We start from the raw sequence: 17,471 nt of genomic DNA, 5'->3' as shown, positions 1-17,471 counted from the left end.
ATCCCCTGCCCATGACGCAGGCAGGGGATGAACAATTCTTTATTTCAGAGTCCAGTTTGGCAGGCTGCCGGCAAGACCGATGAACGGACTGACCGATAGATTCTGGATGCGGCCGTTATAGGCATATACTGTTTTCTTGTAATTGGTGAAAATAATCGGCAGTTCATCGTTGAACAGCTGATACAGCTCTTTATAGACTGCTTTGCGCTGTTCAATATCTGTAGTTGCCAGCGCTTTGTTGTACAGCTCCACGAATTTCGGATTCTCATAATCGGTGATTTCGCCGTCGAAGAACTGCATGAAGCCGTCCGCCGGATCCGTCAGCATGCTGGTGGAGTAAGATACGAGATCATAATCCCCGCTTTCCGTCTTGGAGACCAGCGAGTTGAAGTCAGCGAAGATCTCCGGCTGGAAGTCGATGCCGAGCGCAGCGAAGTTCTCTTTGGCCACCGCGATGAAAATATCCGAGTTCTTGCTCTTGCTCGCCAGATAATGAATGCTCAGCGGCTTCCCGTCTTTCTCGCGGATTCCTCCTGCCCCTACGGTCCAGCCTGCCTCATCCAGCAGCTTATTCGCTTGGTCCGGATCATATTTATAAGGGTTGATCCCTTCTTCTGTATAGGACCAGGAGATCGGCGAAGCCGGAATATTGGCCACAGCACCCGCCCCTTCAGCTGCGTCTACATAGATGCTCTGCCGGTCCAGTCCATAGGCAATCGCCTGTCTGACCCGCTTATCCTTCAGCTGTTCATGCTTCAGGTTAACCTGCATGTAGCCGTAAGTGCTCGGGGTATAAGGAAGAATGTTTACATAACCCAGTTCCTTCAGCTTCCCGATATTTTCTTCCGTAGCCGGGAAGGACGCGTAGTCCACCTCACCTGTCTCAAGGAACTGCCAGGCATCGCCGGTCGTTGTTTTATAGATAAAATGCTCTGTCTTCGGTTTGCCTTTGAAGTAGTTCTCATTGGCTACAAGACGGACCTCTTGTCCGGGAATGAATTTCTCCAGCTTATAAGGGCCGTCGCCCAGCGGCTTCTCATGCAGCTTCTTTATATACTCCAGCTGGCCGAACTTATAGTCCTTGCCATAGTAAGCCTTCGACAGCACATTGGAGCCGAGAGTCACCAGCGCCGTAGCATTGGGCTGTTCCAGCGTAACCGATATTGTCTGCGGATCAATGACTTTAATGCCTTCTATAGTCTGGGCAGTTCCGGCTTTGTAAGCTTCGCCGCCTTTCACCTTCAACGATGGAAGTGATGAGCCTCCGTCATAAGCTTTGTCGTACTGGATCGTCCAGGTGAACGCCACATCATCCGCAGTGAGCGGTGAGCCGTCGCTGAACTTCAGGTCTTTGTGCAGGTGGAACGTATATGTAAGCTGATCCGCCGCCACCTCCCAGCTCCCGGCAAGCTCCGGGGTTGGCACACCCTTGTCATCTACCGTCACGAGAGACGCATAGAGCAGTGAGGATACATTGCCGTCATAGCCGCTCTCCTGGAAATAAGGGGTGAACGCACCGCTCGGATCGGTAAGACCGACGATGATTGTATCGGTGCGCTTCTGGGCGACTGCGGGCAGCTTCGTAAGATCGGTTGCTGTAAAAGGCTCGCTGAGCGCACCGGCAGGTACAACCGCCGGGGATACCGCTGCTTCCGTACCGCCAGCCGCTGCACCCGGATCAGCTGTTGCTGCCGTGTTTGCAGGGGTGCCCGTGGATGCTGCATCCGTGTTGCCGTTCTCCGAGCAGGCGGACAGCAGCAGTGAACCGGCGATTAACAATGAGGATAATACAAGCGTACTTTTTCTCATGACATCATCTCTTTTCTCTCCATTTTATAAATACTAACAATTCCTACCCACTAAGTATGATTAAAGACCGATAGTTCACATTATAGAAAGTAAAAGTTGTTCTGTAAAGAGAGAACTTGAAATTAATTCTTCCCAAACAGAATAAAATTGGATGATCGCAGCAAAAAAGCCAAAATCTTCTCCATAACAGAAGTAGACTTTGGCTTTGGCGAGGCACAGGAATATTAGGCAACGCTATATTTACTTCAAATAAGCAAACAGCTGTTCATTCATCTGCTGAATCCCCTCAAGCCGCAGACTGTAAGAGGTGACGTTCTCTCCTTCGATATAAGCATTGAGCAGACCGGCGCTCCTGAGACTGGAGATATGATCATGGACAATGCCCTTGGACAGGCCGGCCTGTCTGGCAATTTCCGTGAACGATTTGCGTTCTCCGCCCAGTGACTTCAGGATCTTCAGCCGGCTCTTCTCGCCCAGACTGCGGAGCGTCCGGTGCATGGACGGCGAGATTTCCTCTTCAGCAATTTGAATTTTCCCGGCATAGTGACATATCGTCAGCGGACCAAAATTATAGATAATATTGATCGGCTGGAAGTGAAACTGCGGGATCAGCACAAGCCTGCGCAGACCGTCACCCGGCATGAAATAGAATCCGTTGGTAGTCTTATTCACAAAATCGGCTACCGGGCTGCCGGCCAGCGCCTGTCTCCGTTCCTCCGCATGCTGCTGCAGCTTCTTAATGATATCCGGACTACAGCTGCTGAAGTATTGCCGGTTCCACTCCGACAGCAGGAAGACCATGCGGCTGCGGTACTGCTCCATTTGTACCGGGAATACACTGACATAACCTGCGAGAGCCTCGTACATCTCTCCTACGGACAGGCCTTCCAGCCACTCCAGCACACGCTCCACGCTGTCTTTGTCCGGACACAGATAGATCAGCAGATTAAGCAGCTTCCAGTCATTGTCGAGATCTGTCTCTTCCAGTGCTTCCAGCAGTTCGGGGCTTAAGCCGCGTGATACTTCTGCCGCCCAGGGTGTACCCAGATCTATCTTTTTACTTCCCTTCTTGCATATAAACGTATGTATGCTGCTGATTAATTCATATACCGGCTGAAAATGAACCTCAACCTCGTAATCCATGGCTATTCCTCCTGATGCAACTTCTATTCGTTACAGCGTTAGTGCCTTAATCTTAGGGCATCGGGAAGCCAATGTGCAAGTCATTCCGCTTTTACTGACCTTGTATGGAATACGTATGTTATATTGCTGGCATTCCTGCCATGCCTTTTCTCGCTTTTTGCCGGGCAGGGTAGTAAAATATAGGCAATACACTGGAATGGAGTGAAGAAACATGGAACAGATTGCTAAGGGAGAAGGACGTTTCTATATAGCTGGTGACGGTAAGGACCTTGCCGAGATTACATACAGAACGGAAGAGACTACAGGTAACCTCGTGATTGATCATACCTATGTCTCCGAAGAGCTGCGCGGTCAGGGTGCCGGGGAGAAGCTTGTGCGGGCGGTCGTTGACCTGGCCCTGGAAGAGAAAGTTAAAATTGTGCCTGAGTGCCCGTATGCGGCCCATCAATTCGAGAAGCACACGGAGTACCGGGATCTGCTGACATAGGGGGAAGATAGATTGACTACGGCTGATACACTGAAAGATATAGAAGAACTGCAGCAGCGCTGCGAGCAATACGAAGGCATCACACTCAAGCTGAATTGGGACATGCTGCGGCTGCCGGCCGGAACAGGCGGAGTGGAATGGCTGGTGACCTATGAAGAGGAGCTGCTGGTCGGCTTCATCGGGTTATACAATATCGGCGGAGACATGGAAGTCTGCGGCATGGTACGGCCGGGATACCGCCGCCGGGGCATCTTCAGCTCGCTCTGGCAACGGGCGCAGACCCTCATCTCACGAAGTAAGATTAAGACGCTGCTGTTGAATACGCCCGCGGCCTCAGCCTCAGGTACTGCTTATCTGAAGACACTGCCGCTGGAATTCAGCCACGCGGAATTTCAGATGAAATGGGATGGCGCAGCCAAGAATCATGGGGCCTCTGAAGCAAGTTCAGCCGCCGGTAACGTTATGCTCCGGCCTGCACGTGCCGACGAGACTCCGGTGCTAATCGCCTTCGATTGCGACGGATTCAACATGACGGAGGAAGACGCCGCCGAAACGTACACGCAGCTTGAGCTCGAAGGCTCCCAGGAGCATATCATCATCGAGATGAACGGCCAGCCTGCCGGCAAAATGCGGCTGTGGTCCGAAGACAACGAAACCTGGATCTATGGCCTTACCGTAGACAAGAATCTGCGCGGCCTCGGCATCGGCCGGAGTGCCCTGATGCAGACTATTGAACGGGAACAGCGGAATTACAACGGTGTGAACCTTGAGGTTGCCCTGGATAATCCGAATGCGCTTAAGCTCTACGAGAGCTGCGGGTTCGTTATTCTGAACCAGCAGGATTACTACCGTGCTGCACTCTGAACCTTGAAGCATCATTGTTAGCCGGCTGAATAACTGTTCCGAATTACAGTAATCTGACTGTCAAGCATCCTTTCCTCCGGGCCAACCTGCCCTCAGGAAAGGATGCTTTTTGTTGTCCTTATGTTACCTCAAGGTACCTATATGACCTCAAAGTGCGTACTGTTCAGCACTCCTGAGGCAATACATAATGATGGCATACTTTGGCGAAGGAGAGCTGCACATGAACCCTATGGATTCAGACTTACGTAAAACAGCACTTGTAATCGGCGCGAACGGCGTCATAGGGCGCAACCTGATTGATCATCTGGCTGCGCTTCCCGATTGGGATATCATCGGCGTGTCGCGCCGCGGAGGGCTGGACACCAGCCGTGTGCGTTATATAGCTGCAGATTTACTCGACCCGTCGGAGAGCCGGCGGAAGCTTGGCGGTCTGGCGGAGGTGACGCATATTTTCTATGCCGCCTATCAGGACCGGCCTACCTGGGCAGAGCTGGTCCCTCCTAATCTGGCTATGCTTGTTCACGCGGTTGAAGCGGTCGAACCTGCGGCGCGCCGGCTGCAACACATCAGCCTCATGCAGGGCTATAAGGTATATGGCGCGCATCTCGGCCCGTTCAAAACACCGGCACGCGAAACTGATGCCAATCATATGCCGCCGGAATTCAATATTGCGCAGCAGGATTATCTGGAAGAGAAGCAGTCTGGCAAAAGCTGGACCTGGTCGGCGCTGCGGCCTTCCGTCGTCTGCGGATATGCTCTCGGCAATCCCATGAACCTGGCGATGGTAATCGCTATTTATGCCTCCATGTCGAAGGAGCTGGGAATTCCGCTGCGCTTCCCCGGCAAGCCGGGCGCCTATCACAGCCTGCTTGAGATGACAGATGCCGGTCTGCTGGCCAGAGCAACGGTGTGGGCAGCAACGGAACCGCGCTGTGCCAATCAGGCCTTCAATATCACCAACGGTGATCTGTTCCGCTGGAACGAGCTGTGGCCTAAGATTGCCTCCAGCTTCGGGCTGGACACGGCCCCCCCGCTCCAGATGTCCCTGTCTGATGCCGTGCAGGACAAAGAGCCGCTCTGGAACCGGATGGTCGGGAAATACGGGCTGGAGCCGAACAGCTATGCTAGTGTCTCCTCGTGGGCATTCGGTGATTTCGTATTCTCCTGGGACTATGATTTCTTTGCCGACAGCACCAAATCCCGCCGCGCAGGATTCCTTGAGTTTATGGATACGGAAGCCATGTTTATGGACATCTTCGCGGATCTCCGCCACCGCCGGATCATTCCCTGATCCGCGCAGAACAGCCGGTCTCTGAAATTCAGAGACCGGCTGTTCTATTCTTCCTTCTGCGGTTGGGAGAGCACAACTGCCGTATCCCCGTACACCCTATAGACATGGGCATCGCCCCATCTGCACATCAGATGCAGAATCTCCTTGAGGCTCCAGCCGTAGTCGGTCAGCTCATACTCCACTCTGGGAGGCACCACATTATACGAGGTTCTTGTAATCACCCCGTCCGCTTCCAGCTCCCGCAATTGCTGCGTTAGCACCTTCTGTGTAATGAACGGCATTTGGCTGATGAACTCCCCGTTGCGCTTCTTCCCAAAGGTGAGCAAGAACAAAATGACCGGCTTCCACTTGCCCCCAATCACTTCGAGTGTCGCTTCCACTCCGGTGTTGTAGGTTCTAATTCCTTCAGACATGGGCCAAGGACACCTCCTGTGGCTTAACCATATCTTCTTTGAACGCCCCCTGCAAGGATTACGCCGAAGTTCCCGGTCTACATCAGCCCGTATCCGCGAAGGATAGGCTCATCCCGGTCGTTCCGGCGGTTTCCGTATTTCATGCAGCCTTCCGCATGCTCTTCCCGTTCCAGGAACACAGACAGCAGGCGCACATAGTCGAGCGACTCCTGCAGCGGGATACCCGCTCCGTCAAAGATATGCCGGCGTCCATCCAGAAGCGAATAGATTCCGATCGTCTCTGCCGGTTTCCCGTAGGCCTGATGACAGAAGACGCTGGCCATATGCAGAAATCCGGTGATGACATCTTCATTCCCGCTCACCATGAATTTCTGGATATTCAGACAACGCCCCTCCTGCCCCGAGCTCCAGGCGAGCTGAAAAATCATCGCCAGTTCAATTTCAAGCTCCGGCACAGGAACATGCCACTGTTCATACAGCATCACCGGAATCTCACCGGTGTGATTGCCGGCAACAATCCGCATCAGCTCATCGGCAACCGCTTGCTTGATATCCCAATAATGCATCAGGGAAGGAAAAGCATGACCCTTCGGCGGCCAGCGGCGCTCCAGCAGAAATTGCACAGGCGTCTCCCGGCGCACCTCAGGCTGCAGACTGTAGAAGTCATTAAGCGTATGTCCGACCGCGTACTGGACCTGCTGTCTCCAGCGGGGAACTCCCGTGGCCGGAGCTCCGCTGCCGTTCATCTCCGCTCCGCCCAGCATGATATGCTCCATCCGGAAATCATTCAGCCGGCTGTAGCGGACAGTCCCTGCATCCTGCATCTTTCCTGCGAAGCATCCTGCCCCGGCGCCCATCCTTAAGAAACCGCCGCGCAGGTCTCGATGAACTGGCGTCCGAAGCTGCGGCAGGCGTCTTTCTCTGCTGCGTTCGGCCCGTACTCAATCTTCAGGCTGGCCTGTACGATCTCGGCACCGCGTTCCTTCAGCTTCTCTTCAATCTGATCAACCGCTCCGCAGTAGATTTCATAACCGGTATCTCCGCTTCCGAAGGCGGCAGCCTTGCAGGAGCTGAGGTCGAGCTCATCCATCTCTTCATAGAAGTCAAGGAATTCATCCGGCAGCTCGCCGTCCCCCCATGTATACGCACCCAGCAGTACAGCCTCGTAAGCCTTTATCTCATCCGCATTGCAGTCAGTGACCGATTTCAGCACGGCCTCTCCGCCTGCCTGGCGTATCCCTTCCACAATCAGTTCAGCGATTTCCTCCGTATTGCCTGTCAGGCTGGCATATGCCACTAGCACCTTAGCCATCACTCTGTCCTCCCAAGGTAAATATGAAATGTATTCTGTATAGTCCATCTCAAAAGGCAACCATGTTTTGCTAATCTCATTCTATTTGATAATGATTATCATTGTCAATATTTTAAAAGCTGGCCGCTTCGGGAAATTAGGCATACTTGTCCCCGATAACAGAAGCAGCGGCAATGCCGGACTTGAACTGCTGTCCGGCATTGCCGCTGATCTTTATCCATATTTTCAGATGAAATGCATAGAAGAATGCCAAACCTATTCACCTTTGCCGTCCGAACAAATTTCGATAAAAGTGATTAATATCCGCCTTCCAGCAGGGTAATGCCGTTGCCGTCCGGATCACGGAAATTCATTTCTTTACCGCCGTATTCCATCGTTACCGGAGGCTGACAATCCAGCCCTTTCCCCTTCAGCTGCTCATAAGTTTCGTCCAGGCTGCTGCAGGAGAATACCAGATTAACGACTCCTGTCGTGAGCTTCTCCCACTTGCTCTCATCCCATATAATGATCCCCGGCTGGCTGCGGTCGAAACCAATCTTCGCCCCGTCATACTGGCCATAGCCTTCAAACGGAATAGGGACTCCCAGTACCTCGGAATAGAATGCCGCGAGCGCCGCCGGGTCCTTGCTGTACAGATTGATACCGTCAAAACTTGTAATCATAACTTAAATCTCCTTCCGCTCAATAGCTGTAGTATGATCCAGCTGTGGTTAGCCTGTCTGACCTCATTGTACTTCTGCCCTGCCGGGATTGTATTGCAAAAAAACGACATTCAGTTCCGCGCATAGCTCAGCGCATCCAGCGGTGTTCTGCCGGCAAATTTCCGGAAATTGTTGATGAAATGCGATTGGTGGCTGTAGCCGTAAGCAAATACAATATCCTGCAGCCCGCCTCTGTGCAGCGGTGTCCGGTACAGATCCAGCCAGACATTCTGGAAGCGGACAAGATCTGCCACTTTTTTGGGCGGAAGTCCGATATGCTGGCGGAACAGGCGTTCAAGCTGGCGGCTGCTGAAGCCTGAGCTAAGCTCCAGCTCCCCTGCACTCACCACCCCGCGGGACTTAAGCATCCTGTGGACAGCGTTCATCATCCCGTCACTGCTGCGGCCGGCATTCTCCAGCCTGCGCAGGAGGAACAATTCTGCCATGGCAATGCGTTCCGACATCGTTTGTGTCCCCCGCAGCTTGTCTCCCAGCTCCCTGCGGAAGGAACGGAAATATTGCTCCACCGGAACGTGGACATTCAGTACATCCTGCAGCTGCTCATCTGCAAACAAATGAACCGCCCAGAAATGAAAACGGATAGCGAAACGCTGTCTCCCCGCAGGCTGCCGGGCTTGTCCCGCCTCAAACGGGGTGTCATTAATGCCGCAAAATATTCCGTCAGCCTCCCCTGTACGCTCATCCCATTCCCATATGATATCCATACAACTGTCCGGTATGATCGTTTCCGTCCGCTTACGGAAAGTACTTTCACTTTCATTTTCACTTTCACTTTCACTTATAACTGCTCCGTTATGCCCTTCTGCAATTTCAACGGATTGCCCTTCCTGCTGCTCACCCGGCAGCGGTACAGTCCCCCAGAAACAGCGGATGTACGGCTCCAGCAGCCTGCCGGGCAGATACTCGCCGCCCCCGGCCGGGTTCGCGGTGATCGGGTAATACAGCTCCGAGAGGTTGAACATAACATCCGGCCTCACCTTCGTAATGCTTAGGCAGCAGAGGACGGAATTAGCCGATCATCTGCGCCTAAGCTCATATATTTTATAACCGCCTGTAGTAACTTCATTATTTGGTTTGATCTTGTCATGAAGCCTGATATCTTCAGAGAACTGTTTACTAATTCCGCTGGCCGTATAAGATATGTTCATATGCAGCACCGACCGTCCGGTAAGTCTCAGATCTTCAATAACGCCTCCGCCTTCTATAGGCATTACATCACTTACAATGAATGGCTTGCTTGAAGCTAAATCGATAACTTCGACCCCGTCAATGGCTCCATTAAGTATCACATTATCAACCATAGTATCACCGCCGGTCAGCTCCAGAAACCAGCCTCCGGCCAAATAGACAGCATGAGGCGCTGCGGCCAGATTTATATTTTGTACGGAGAAATCCTCTGTAACGACATCTATCCGGTATTCTTCAAGCCCGCTGTGCAGTGTAATCTGATCATACACAATCAGTGCAAGAAGTGCCAGCAGTACTACCAGCCCGATCACCCTGTACTTTACCTTCGTAATTTTCATGGTTCAGCCTGCTCTCCTATACTTTTTTTGGTAATATTATACACCGGCGAACTCTTGGCTAAAATGAGAATAGTCGCAGCTTTGCAACCATTATGTTTGTAGCAGCGTGCTTATATGTTGTACAATAAAGGCTAAATGACTTTTTGAAGGATGGATTAATAATGTATTTAGCAAGTGACTGGAAGGACTATGAAGTGATTGATACCGGAGGCGGAGAGAAGCTAGAACGCTGGGGCGATATTATGCTGCGCCGCCCGGACCCGCAGATCATCTGGCCGCTGGCCAGCGAGAGTGCCAAATGGCGTGATGTTCACGGACACTATCACCGCAGTTCCGCCGGGGGCGGACAATGGGAAATGAAGAAAAGCATTCCGGATGACTGGAAAATCGCCTACGGCAAGCTGAAGTTCCATCTCCGTCCAACGAACTTTAAGCACACGGGTCTCTTCCCTGAGCAGGCAGCCAACTGGCGCTGGATGATGGACAAGATCGCTGCGGCTAACCGCCCGATTTCCGTGCTTAACCTGTTCGCATATACCGGCGGAGCAACCGTTGCAGCGGCAAGTGCCGGAGCTTCCGTAGTTCATGTCGATGCCGCTAAGGGCATGGTTCAGTGGGCGAAGGAGAATGTAGCCTTGTCCGGGCTTGCCGACAAGCCGGTCCGCTACATTACAGATGATGTGTTCAAGTTCGTGCAGCGTGAACAGCGCCGCGGCAGCAAATATGATGCAATTATCATGGACCCGCCTTCCTATGGAAGAGGCCCGGGCGGTGAAATGTGGAAGCTCGAAGCCAGTCTCTATCCGTTCCTGGAGAGCTGCATGGAGATTATGAGCGACCGGCCTTTGTTCATGCTGATTAACTCTTACACAACGGGCATTTCGCCTACCGTACTGCGCAATATGCTGTCAATGACCATGGGCAAGCGCTACGGCGGCAAGCTTACCTCCGGTGAGATCGGACTGCCGATTACATCCTCCGGCATGAATCTGCCTTGCGGAATTCTGGGCCGCTGGGAGGCGTAAGCCATGACCGCGCAGAACAACGAAACAACCGGGAAGTCCGGCAGCGGACAGTCCCGGTTCGAGATTTTATATGAGGACAACCATCTTCTGGGCATCGTGAAGCCCGTTAACATTCCGGTGCAGGAGGATGCTACAGGCGATGCGGATCTGCTGACCCTGCTGAAGGAAGATGTTAAGGAACGTTACGCCAAGCCGGGGAATGTCTTCATGGGCCTCGTTCACCGGCTGGACCGGCCTGTAGGCGGCGCGATGATCTTCGCCAAGACCTCGAAGGCAGCCTCGCGGCTGTCTGAGAGCGTCCGCACCCACGCCTTCCACAAGGTGTACCTGACCGTCGTTCATGGCAAACCCCCTGCATCCCAGGGACGGCTGATTAATACGCTGCTGAAGGATGAGCGGAGCAACACGGTCAGTATTGTCCGCCCAGGAACACCGGGCGGCAAGGAAGCGATTCTCGATTATACGGTACTCGGCAGCGCTGAGGGCTACACCCTGCTCAAGATCGATCTGCTTACCGGACGCTCCCACCAGATCCGCGTACAGCTGAGCGGCATCGGCTGCCCGCTGTACGGAGATCAGAAGTATGGTGCCGCAGTGAACAGACCCGGACAGCAGATTGCGCTGTGGTCAGCACTGGTCGGGTTCCCGCATCCGGTGACCAAAGAGGAAGTTGAATTAATCTCCCTGCCTCCACAGACCCATCCCTGGAATCTGTGGACCCCGCAGAACCAAAAGCAGGCTATCCGGTAACGGACAGCCTGCTTTTGTGTGTATGCATATATATGAGGTCAACACTGGACATCTATTAAGGAGTCGAACCTTCCGGTGCCGGAGCGGGAGCTACCGCCATCTTCCCCATCAGATAGAGCAGCAGCTGCTGGTTATGTGATGAAATGGGATCGAGCGCTTCGGCAAAAAAATCACTGCGGATCTTCAGTCCGCGCGAGGTCTCGTTCTTGCCTGTCTCGGTGATGCTCACCCAGACGATCCGCCTGTCGGAGGCATCTCGTTCACGGATAATGAGATTATGCTTCTCCATCCGGTCAAGCAGCATAGTTACAGCCGCCGGGCTGGTGGCCAGATGCGGAGCCAAATCAGAAGGTTTCATCGCGTCACGTTCCTGCAGCAATTCCAGTACGGTAAGCTGGGCATCGGTCAGTGTAGGGGCAAGCTTGCTATCCATATGTAGCTTATAGTCCTTTAATATCTTATGCCAGATTTTACTGAATTCAGTGGAGTGCACACTTATTCCTTCCTTTCCCTGCGGATCTCTATCCGGTATACCTAAACATTTTCGCGAAAAAAATTCCATTTCCTGCAAAAGAAAAAAATAAAATCACGGCCGCTAGTGAATTTAAGGTACGTACTTACAGATTTCTCAATGAACCCGCTGTTTGTGGTGGAGATGGAGTGACTGCTGGTTGAACGAAAACTCCGCACCAATTCCTGCATGAAATACAACATTCCCCTTATGATTTCGGCCTTAAATCTAGAATTGTTGTATAAAAGGCAGCATTCCCCATCTATAAAGAACCTTAGCGGGGGTTATTCTTGTATTTCATACAACAATACCTATGCATACACTGGTATCCATGAATCAAAGTTGTAACACCTGCAACATTAGGCATTCTATACACTACTTGACGTGACTCGGAGCGAACCGTGTAATTCTCCGCTGCCTGACCATACTTGTAAATCCCGCTAATACAAATAAACGGCGTTCGGAGCTCTGTAGACCAGAGCAGCCGAACGCCGTTTGAATTATTTAATATTCTAAGCTTCTGCCCCGGCTATTTAACTGCGGGGTACAGGCTGATGATCTCATCCTTCTTCTCGACAGCAACCAGCTGCTTGCCGATGGAACGGCGCTCACCAAGCGGTGCCGATTCGGAGGAGAAGGCATGAACCGCACCGCTCTGGGTGATGGCGGTCAGCTCCAGGGGCTCCTTGCAGTAGAAGGCCCCCACAAGCCTGCTGCCATTCGGGCGAACCCGTTTGCCTTCTTTGAACTCGAATGTTGGCATCCCTTTGCCTCCGCGGCTCTGGGAAGGGTAATCCAGCAGCAGAGAGCGTTTGGCGTAGCCAATCTCGGTAACCGCAAGAATCTCCCCTTCGTCCTCACTGACCCAGAAGCTGGAGACGACCTCGTCGCCTTCTCGCAGCTGAATCCCTCTTACCCCTGTGGCCACACGGCCCATAGGGTTGACTTCACTCTCCCGGAAGCGGATGCTCATCCCTTCACGGGTCACAAGCACGATGTCCTTGTCTCCGCTGCTCAGCGCCACTGTAATGATCTCATCACCGTCAGCTACCTTACAGGCGGCAACGGCTCCGGAACGGCTTGTAGAGTACTCCTTGAGCTCTGTACGCTTCACCTGTCCCTTACGGGTGACAAAGACCAGACTTGCCAGCGGGTCCTCCAGGTTGCCGACCGGCAGCACACTGACAATGCCATCGCCCTTGGCGAGGCCGATCACGTTCACGATCGCGGTACCAGGCTCCTTCCATTTAAATTCCGGTATCTGATGAACCGGAAGCAGGAAGTATTGGCCCTTGCGGGTGAACACAAGCAGGCTATCCCGGGTATTCAGGTCCAGCAGCCTGACGATATGGTCGCCGTCCTTGACACCCGATGAGTGGCGCTCTCCGCCTGAACGGGTGAAGGATGGCATGCCTGTCCGCTTGATATAGCCACCCTCTGAAATGGCGACCAGCACATCCTCCGCATTCACTAGAACCTCCATGCTGACCTTCAATTCCTCCACTTCACCCTGAATCAGTGAACGGCGGTCGATCCCGTATTTATCACGGATCTCCAGCAGCTCTTTGCGGATGACGGCAACCAGCTTCTTGTCACTGTCCAGAATGCCCTGCAGGACAGCAATCTTGGCATGCATCTCATCAAGCTCCTTCTGGAGCGAATGAATCTCCAGATTGGTTAAGCGGTACAGCTGCAAGGTAAGGATGGAATCGGCCTGGCGTTCGCTGAAGCCGAACATCCACACGAGATTATTCTGGGCATCCTGGCGGTTCTTCGACGCCTTGATTGCGGCGATCACTTCATCCAAAATGTTCAGAGCCTTAACCAGCCCTTCCAGGACATGGGCCCGGTCCTCTGCCCGCTCCAGATCAAACTGGGTGCGGTGGGTAACCACTTCACGCTGATGGGCGATATAGGCTTCAAGGATCGACTTCAGGCCGAGCTGCTGCGGAGCCTTGTTAACGATGGCCACCATGTTGAAGTTGTAGGTGATCTGCAGATCGGTTTTTTTGAGCAGGTAGGCCAGAATACCATTCGCATCGGCTTCCTTCTTCAGCTCCACCACTATCCGCAGACCTTCACGGCCGCTCTCGTCGCGGACTTCGGCGATGCCTTCGATCTTCTTCTCCAGGCGGATATTCTCCATGGAGGTCACGAGCCGCGACTTCACAATCTGGAAGGGAACCTCGGTAATAACGATCTGCTGCTTGCCGCCGCGCAGGTTCTCAATTTCCGTCTTCGAGCGCAGATAGATGCGGCCTTTACCTGTACGGTACGCGTCCATAATGCCGTCGCCGCCCATAATCGTTCCGCCTGTAGGGAAGTCGGGACCTTTGATGAAGGTCATGATGTCCTCCAGTGCGATGTCCGGCTTCTGCATGACAGCGATACAGGCATCGATGACTTCACGCAGGTTATGCGGCGGAATTTCCGTGGCGAACCCGGCAGAGATCCCGCTTGTCCCGTTGACAAGCAGATTCGGATAACGGGATGGAACCACGACCGGCTCCTTTGCCGTATTATCGAAATTGTCCTTGAAAAGTACGGTGCGTTTTTCAATATCACGCATCATCTCCAAAGCGATTGGAGACAGGCGCGCTTCTGTATAACGCATAGCTGCTGCAGGGTCATCATCCATCGAACCCCAGTTGCCGTGCCCGTCGACAAGCACATGTCCCATCTTCCAGGGCTGAGCCATCCGGACCATCCCGTCGTAGATCGAGGAGTCTCCATGAGGATGGTAGTTACCCATGACGTCACCGACTGTTTTGGCCGACTTGCGGTATGGCTTATCCGGCGTGTTGCCAGAGTCGTACATCGCATACAGAATCCGGCGCTGCACGGGCTTCAGCCCGTCGCGGACGTCCGGAATCGCCCGGTCCTGAATGATATATTTGGAATACCGGCCAAATCGGTCACCAACGACCTCTTCCAGAAAAGCCGGCAAAAATTGCTCTGATAAACTGCTCATTCACTTTTCACCTTCTGTTCCTCAATCTGTCCACGTTTGTAATGATTGATGATCTGACTGCTGCGCGCCTGAGATATTTGATTCGTATTGCCTCAAGGCTCTTAAGAATAAAACTAAACAAATCAGTGTTAAGCCGTAACTGCGGTGAGTTTTGGACTTCCGCGCTGTTATCCCCATATTTCTTGAATCATACCGCTTCTATATAGATTGAACTTGTATTTTTTCTATTATGGGATTGCCGTGACTCCAGAGAATGTTTGGCCCTCCGGCCGCTGTTGTCTGCAGATTTCTTGAATTTAACCGCTGTTCGCGGTGGAAATCCGCAGACAAAGGCGGACGCTGACGCTCCTACAGTTCCAAAATTCTCCTCCGCCACTTTTCCCTTTTTAGTATATTTTCAAGTTCAATCTAAATAGCGGTAATAATCCGGAAACAAAGGCGGACGCTGCGCTACTACAGTTCCAAACTCACACTCCGTTACTAACCACCTTATTTAGCTTCGCTTTATTCTAAAGTTCTGGCGGCAATCTGCGAATATCCCATTCGCTGTGCTTAAAACGATCATCAAAAAATTAAAAACAGCGGAAGTAATCGTCACTTCCCCACTAACCCCTACTCTACTATTTCTGTAAAGTCGACGTTCTCGACAATCCAGCGCTTACGCGGATCAACCTTGTCGCCCATCAGTGTGGAGACGCGGCGTTCCGCCTTGGCGGCATCCTCGATCTGCACCTGCAGCAGCGTGCGCGAATCCGGATTCATCGTTGTTTCCCACAGCTGATCAGGGTTCATCTCACCGAGTCCCTTGTACCGCTGCAGCTCGAAATTCTTACCGAATTCCTTCAGGTAATTCTGCAGCTCCTCATCGCTCCAGGCGTAGCGGACTGTTTCCAGCTTACCCGATTTACGCGTCAGCTTATACAGCGGCGGCTGGGCAATGAAGACCTTGCCGGCATCGATCAGAGGCTTCATATAGCGGTAGAAGAAGGTCAGCAGCAGCACCTGAATATGCGCACCGTCCGTATCGGCATCGGTCATAATGATAATTTTGGAATAATTGCTGTCTTCCACGGCAAAATCAGGACCAATGCCCGCACCAATCGCCGATATAATCGCCTTGTATTCATCGTTCTTCAAGATATCCAGCAGCTTGGCCTTCTCCGGATTCATCGGCTTCCCCTTCAGAGGAAGAATGGCCTGAATCTTCGAATCACGGCCCTGCTTGGCTGAGCCTCCGGCGGAGTCGCCTTCTACGATGAAGATTTCGGTACGCGTAACATCCTTGGATTGTGCAGGCGACAGCTTACCGCCAAGATTCGAGCTCTCGCTGCGTTTCTTGCCGCTGCGGATTTCATCGCGGGCTTTGCGGGCCGCTTCGCGCGCCTTGGACGCCTGGATCGATTTCTTCAGCAGGCTCTGCGCGACCTGGGGATTCTCCTCGAGGAAGCGCGCCATTTTCTCCGAGACAATAAAGTCCACGGCACTGCGTGCAGAAGCACTACCCAGCTGATCCTTCGTCTGTCCGACAAATTCCACATCCGACATCTTAATGCTGATAACCGCCATCATTCCCTCACGGAGATCATTACCCTCCAGATTCTTATCCTTCTCCTTAAGCAGCTGCGTCCGCCGGGCGTAGTCATTCAGCACACGGGTATAGGCTGTCTTGAAGCCGGTCTCATGCGTCCCGCCGCTGCGCGTAGGAATCGAGTTGACGAAAGAAGCAATGGTCTCCGTGTACCCCGCATTGTATTGCAGCGCAATTTCCACTTCAATCTCATCCTTCTCGGAGCTGAAATGAACCACATCATGCAAGACATCCTTGCCCTCATTGAGGAACTGTACAAACTGGCTCGCGCCGCCCTCATAAAAGAACTCATCCTGCCGTCCGCTCCGCTCATCGCTGAGGTTGATCCGCAGGCCCGAGTTCAGGAAGGCAATCTCCTGCACCCGTTCCGCGAGTGTGTCGTAATTCAGTGAAATGCCAGTCGGGAAGACGCGAATATCCGGCTTGAAGGTGATCTTCGAACCGGTCTTATTCGTATTCCCCAGTACCTCAAGGCCAGTCACAGGCTCGCCGACATGTTCTTTCCCGCTTTTGTCGACCCAATATTCGAAGCGTTGCCGGTGGATCTTGCCTTCACGGTAAATCTCCACTTCCAGCCACTCGGACAAAGCATTGGTTACTGATGCCCCTACGCCATGCAGACCGCCCGATTTCTTGTAGCCGGAGCCTCCGAATTTACCACCCGCATGCAGAATGGTGAAAACAACCTGCGGAGTCGGCACTCCCGTCTTGTGCATTCCGGTCGGAATTCCCCGTCCGTTGTCAATTACGGTGACCGATCCGTCCTTGCGGAGTGTAATATCAATCTTCGAGCAAAACTTGGCCAAATGCTCATCTACGGCATTGTCCACTATTTCCCATACTAAATGGTGCAGTCCCGAGGAACTCGTACTGCCAATATACATGCCGGGCCGTTTGCGGACCGCAACCAGACCTTCGAGCACCTGAATGTCGTCAGCATCGTATCCAGTCCGGCCCACTTCGGCGTTCTTAGAGACTTTTGCAAACATATCGATCTGTTCGAGCATTCATGCTCCTCCTTCTTGTGTCTTACTATCTCTATAAAATGCAAACAAACGT

At 52.8% G+C, this 17,471-nt stretch carries 17 protein-coding genes; 6 read left to right on the top strand and 11 right to left on the bottom strand.

What is annotated here, in order from left to right:
- Positions 1-39: 39 nt before the first annotated feature.
- A complete protein-coding gene (locus tag NYE33_RS18115) occupies positions 40-1,809 on the bottom strand; it encodes an ABC transporter substrate-binding protein (protein ID WP_341066853.1) in 1,770 nt (589 codons plus the stop codon).
- Positions 1,810-2,049: 240 nt separating this feature from the next.
- Positions 2,050-2,952, bottom strand: a complete 903-nt coding sequence (locus tag NYE33_RS18110; RefSeq protein ID WP_340986369.1) for an ArsR/SmtB family transcription factor — start codon at positions 2,950-2,952, stop codon at positions 2,050-2,052.
- Positions 2,953-3,163: 211 nt separating this feature from the next.
- Between NYE33_RS18110 and NYE33_RS18105 the strand changes: the two genes are divergently transcribed.
- From NYE33_RS18105 to NYE33_RS18095, 3 genes are all read left to right on the top strand, one after another.
- A complete protein-coding gene (locus NYE33_RS18105; protein WP_341066851.1) occupies positions 3,164-3,439 on the top strand; it encodes a GNAT family N-acetyltransferase in 276 nt (91 codons plus the stop codon).
- A 12-nt stretch (positions 3,440-3,451) separates the two neighbouring features.
- A complete protein-coding gene (locus NYE33_RS18100) occupies positions 3,452-4,303 on the top strand; it encodes a GNAT family N-acetyltransferase (protein WP_341066850.1) in 852 nt (283 codons plus the stop codon).
- A 220-nt stretch (positions 4,304-4,523) separates the two neighbouring features.
- Positions 4,524-5,594, top strand: coding sequence for an SDR family oxidoreductase (locus NYE33_RS18095; protein ID WP_341066847.1), 1,071 nt, complete (start codon positions 4,524-4,526; stop codon positions 5,592-5,594).
- 44 nt (positions 5,595-5,638) lie between these two features.
- Here NYE33_RS18095 and NYE33_RS18090 read toward each other — a convergent pair whose 3' ends face one another.
- The 3 genes from NYE33_RS18090 to NYE33_RS18080 form a co-directional block, all read right to left on the bottom strand.
- The gene (locus tag NYE33_RS18090) at positions 5,639-6,007 is read right to left on the bottom strand and encodes a winged helix-turn-helix transcriptional regulator (RefSeq protein ID WP_076243320.1); all 369 of its coding nucleotides are present in this window, start codon (positions 6,005-6,007) and stop codon (positions 5,639-5,641) included.
- A 77-nt stretch (positions 6,008-6,084) separates the two neighbouring features.
- Positions 6,085-6,831 (bottom strand): hypothetical protein, encoded by a 747-nt coding sequence (locus NYE33_RS18085; protein WP_144026032.1) that lies wholly within the window; start codon positions 6,829-6,831, stop codon positions 6,085-6,087.
- A gap of 35 nt (positions 6,832-6,866) precedes the next feature.
- On the bottom strand, positions 6,867-7,319 hold the full coding sequence (locus NYE33_RS18080) for a flavodoxin (RefSeq protein WP_039309205.1): 453 nt from the start codon (positions 7,317-7,319) through the stop codon (positions 6,867-6,869).
- A gap of 91 nt (positions 7,320-7,410) precedes the next feature.
- Here NYE33_RS18080 and NYE33_RS18075 point away from each other — a divergent pair, with 91 nt between their 5' ends.
- On the top strand, positions 7,411-7,641 hold the full coding sequence (locus NYE33_RS18075; RefSeq protein WP_341066845.1) for a hypothetical protein: 231 nt from the start codon (positions 7,411-7,413) through the stop codon (positions 7,639-7,641).
- Here NYE33_RS18075 and NYE33_RS18070 read toward each other — a convergent pair.
- From NYE33_RS18070 to NYE33_RS18060, 3 genes are all read right to left on the bottom strand, one after another.
- Positions 7,616-7,981, bottom strand: coding sequence for a VOC family protein (locus NYE33_RS18070; protein ID WP_341066842.1), 366 nt, complete (start codon positions 7,979-7,981; stop codon positions 7,616-7,618). The two genes, NYE33_RS18075 and NYE33_RS18070, sit on opposite strands and share 26 nt — an antisense overlap.
- 110 nt (positions 7,982-8,091) lie before the next feature.
- Positions 8,092-9,003 (bottom strand): helix-turn-helix domain-containing protein, encoded by a 912-nt coding sequence (locus tag NYE33_RS18065; protein WP_341066837.1) that lies wholly within the window; start codon positions 9,001-9,003, stop codon positions 8,092-8,094.
- 54 nt (positions 9,004-9,057) lie between these two features.
- Positions 9,058-9,567, bottom strand: coding sequence for a hypothetical protein (locus tag NYE33_RS18060; protein ID WP_076243322.1), 510 nt, complete (start codon positions 9,565-9,567; stop codon positions 9,058-9,060).
- 161 nt (positions 9,568-9,728) lie between these two features.
- Between NYE33_RS18060 and NYE33_RS18055 the strand changes: the two genes are divergently transcribed.
- Positions 9,729-10,592: a class I SAM-dependent methyltransferase gene (locus NYE33_RS18055; protein ID WP_042138537.1), complete on the top strand. Its 864-nt coding sequence runs from the start codon at positions 9,729-9,731 to the stop codon at positions 10,590-10,592.
- 3 nt (positions 10,593-10,595) lie between these two features.
- Positions 10,596-11,342 (top strand): RluA family pseudouridine synthase, encoded by a 747-nt coding sequence (locus NYE33_RS18050; protein ID WP_076243323.1) that lies wholly within the window; start codon positions 10,596-10,598, stop codon positions 11,340-11,342.
- Between the two features lie 55 nt (positions 11,343-11,397).
- On the opposite strand, the gene NYE33_RS18045 is transcribed toward NYE33_RS18050, so the two are convergent.
- From NYE33_RS18045 to parE, 3 genes are all read right to left on the bottom strand, one after another.
- Positions 11,398-11,835 carry a MarR family winged helix-turn-helix transcriptional regulator gene (locus NYE33_RS18045; protein WP_039309191.1) on the bottom strand — a complete coding sequence of 146 codons (438 nt, stop codon included), beginning with the start codon at positions 11,833-11,835 and terminating at the stop codon, positions 11,398-11,400.
- Between the two features lie 547 nt (positions 11,836-12,382).
- A complete protein-coding gene (gyrA, locus tag NYE33_RS18040) occupies positions 12,383-14,824 on the bottom strand; it encodes a DNA gyrase subunit A (RefSeq protein WP_336101903.1) in 2,442 nt (813 codons plus the stop codon).
- A 612-nt stretch (positions 14,825-15,436) separates the two neighbouring features.
- Positions 15,437-17,419: a DNA topoisomerase IV subunit B gene (gene parE, locus NYE33_RS18035; protein ID WP_042138544.1), complete on the bottom strand. Its 1,983-nt coding sequence runs from the start codon at positions 17,417-17,419 to the stop codon at positions 15,437-15,439.
- Positions 17,420-17,471 lie beyond the last annotated feature (52 nt).

It is taken from the genome of Paenibacillus sp. FSL R10-2199 (assembly GCF_038000235.1).
Lineage (GTDB): Bacteria > Bacillota > Bacilli > Paenibacillales > Paenibacillaceae > Paenibacillus_AQ > Paenibacillus_AQ phytohabitans.
This window is presented reverse-complemented; position numbering and strand designations above follow the sequence as displayed.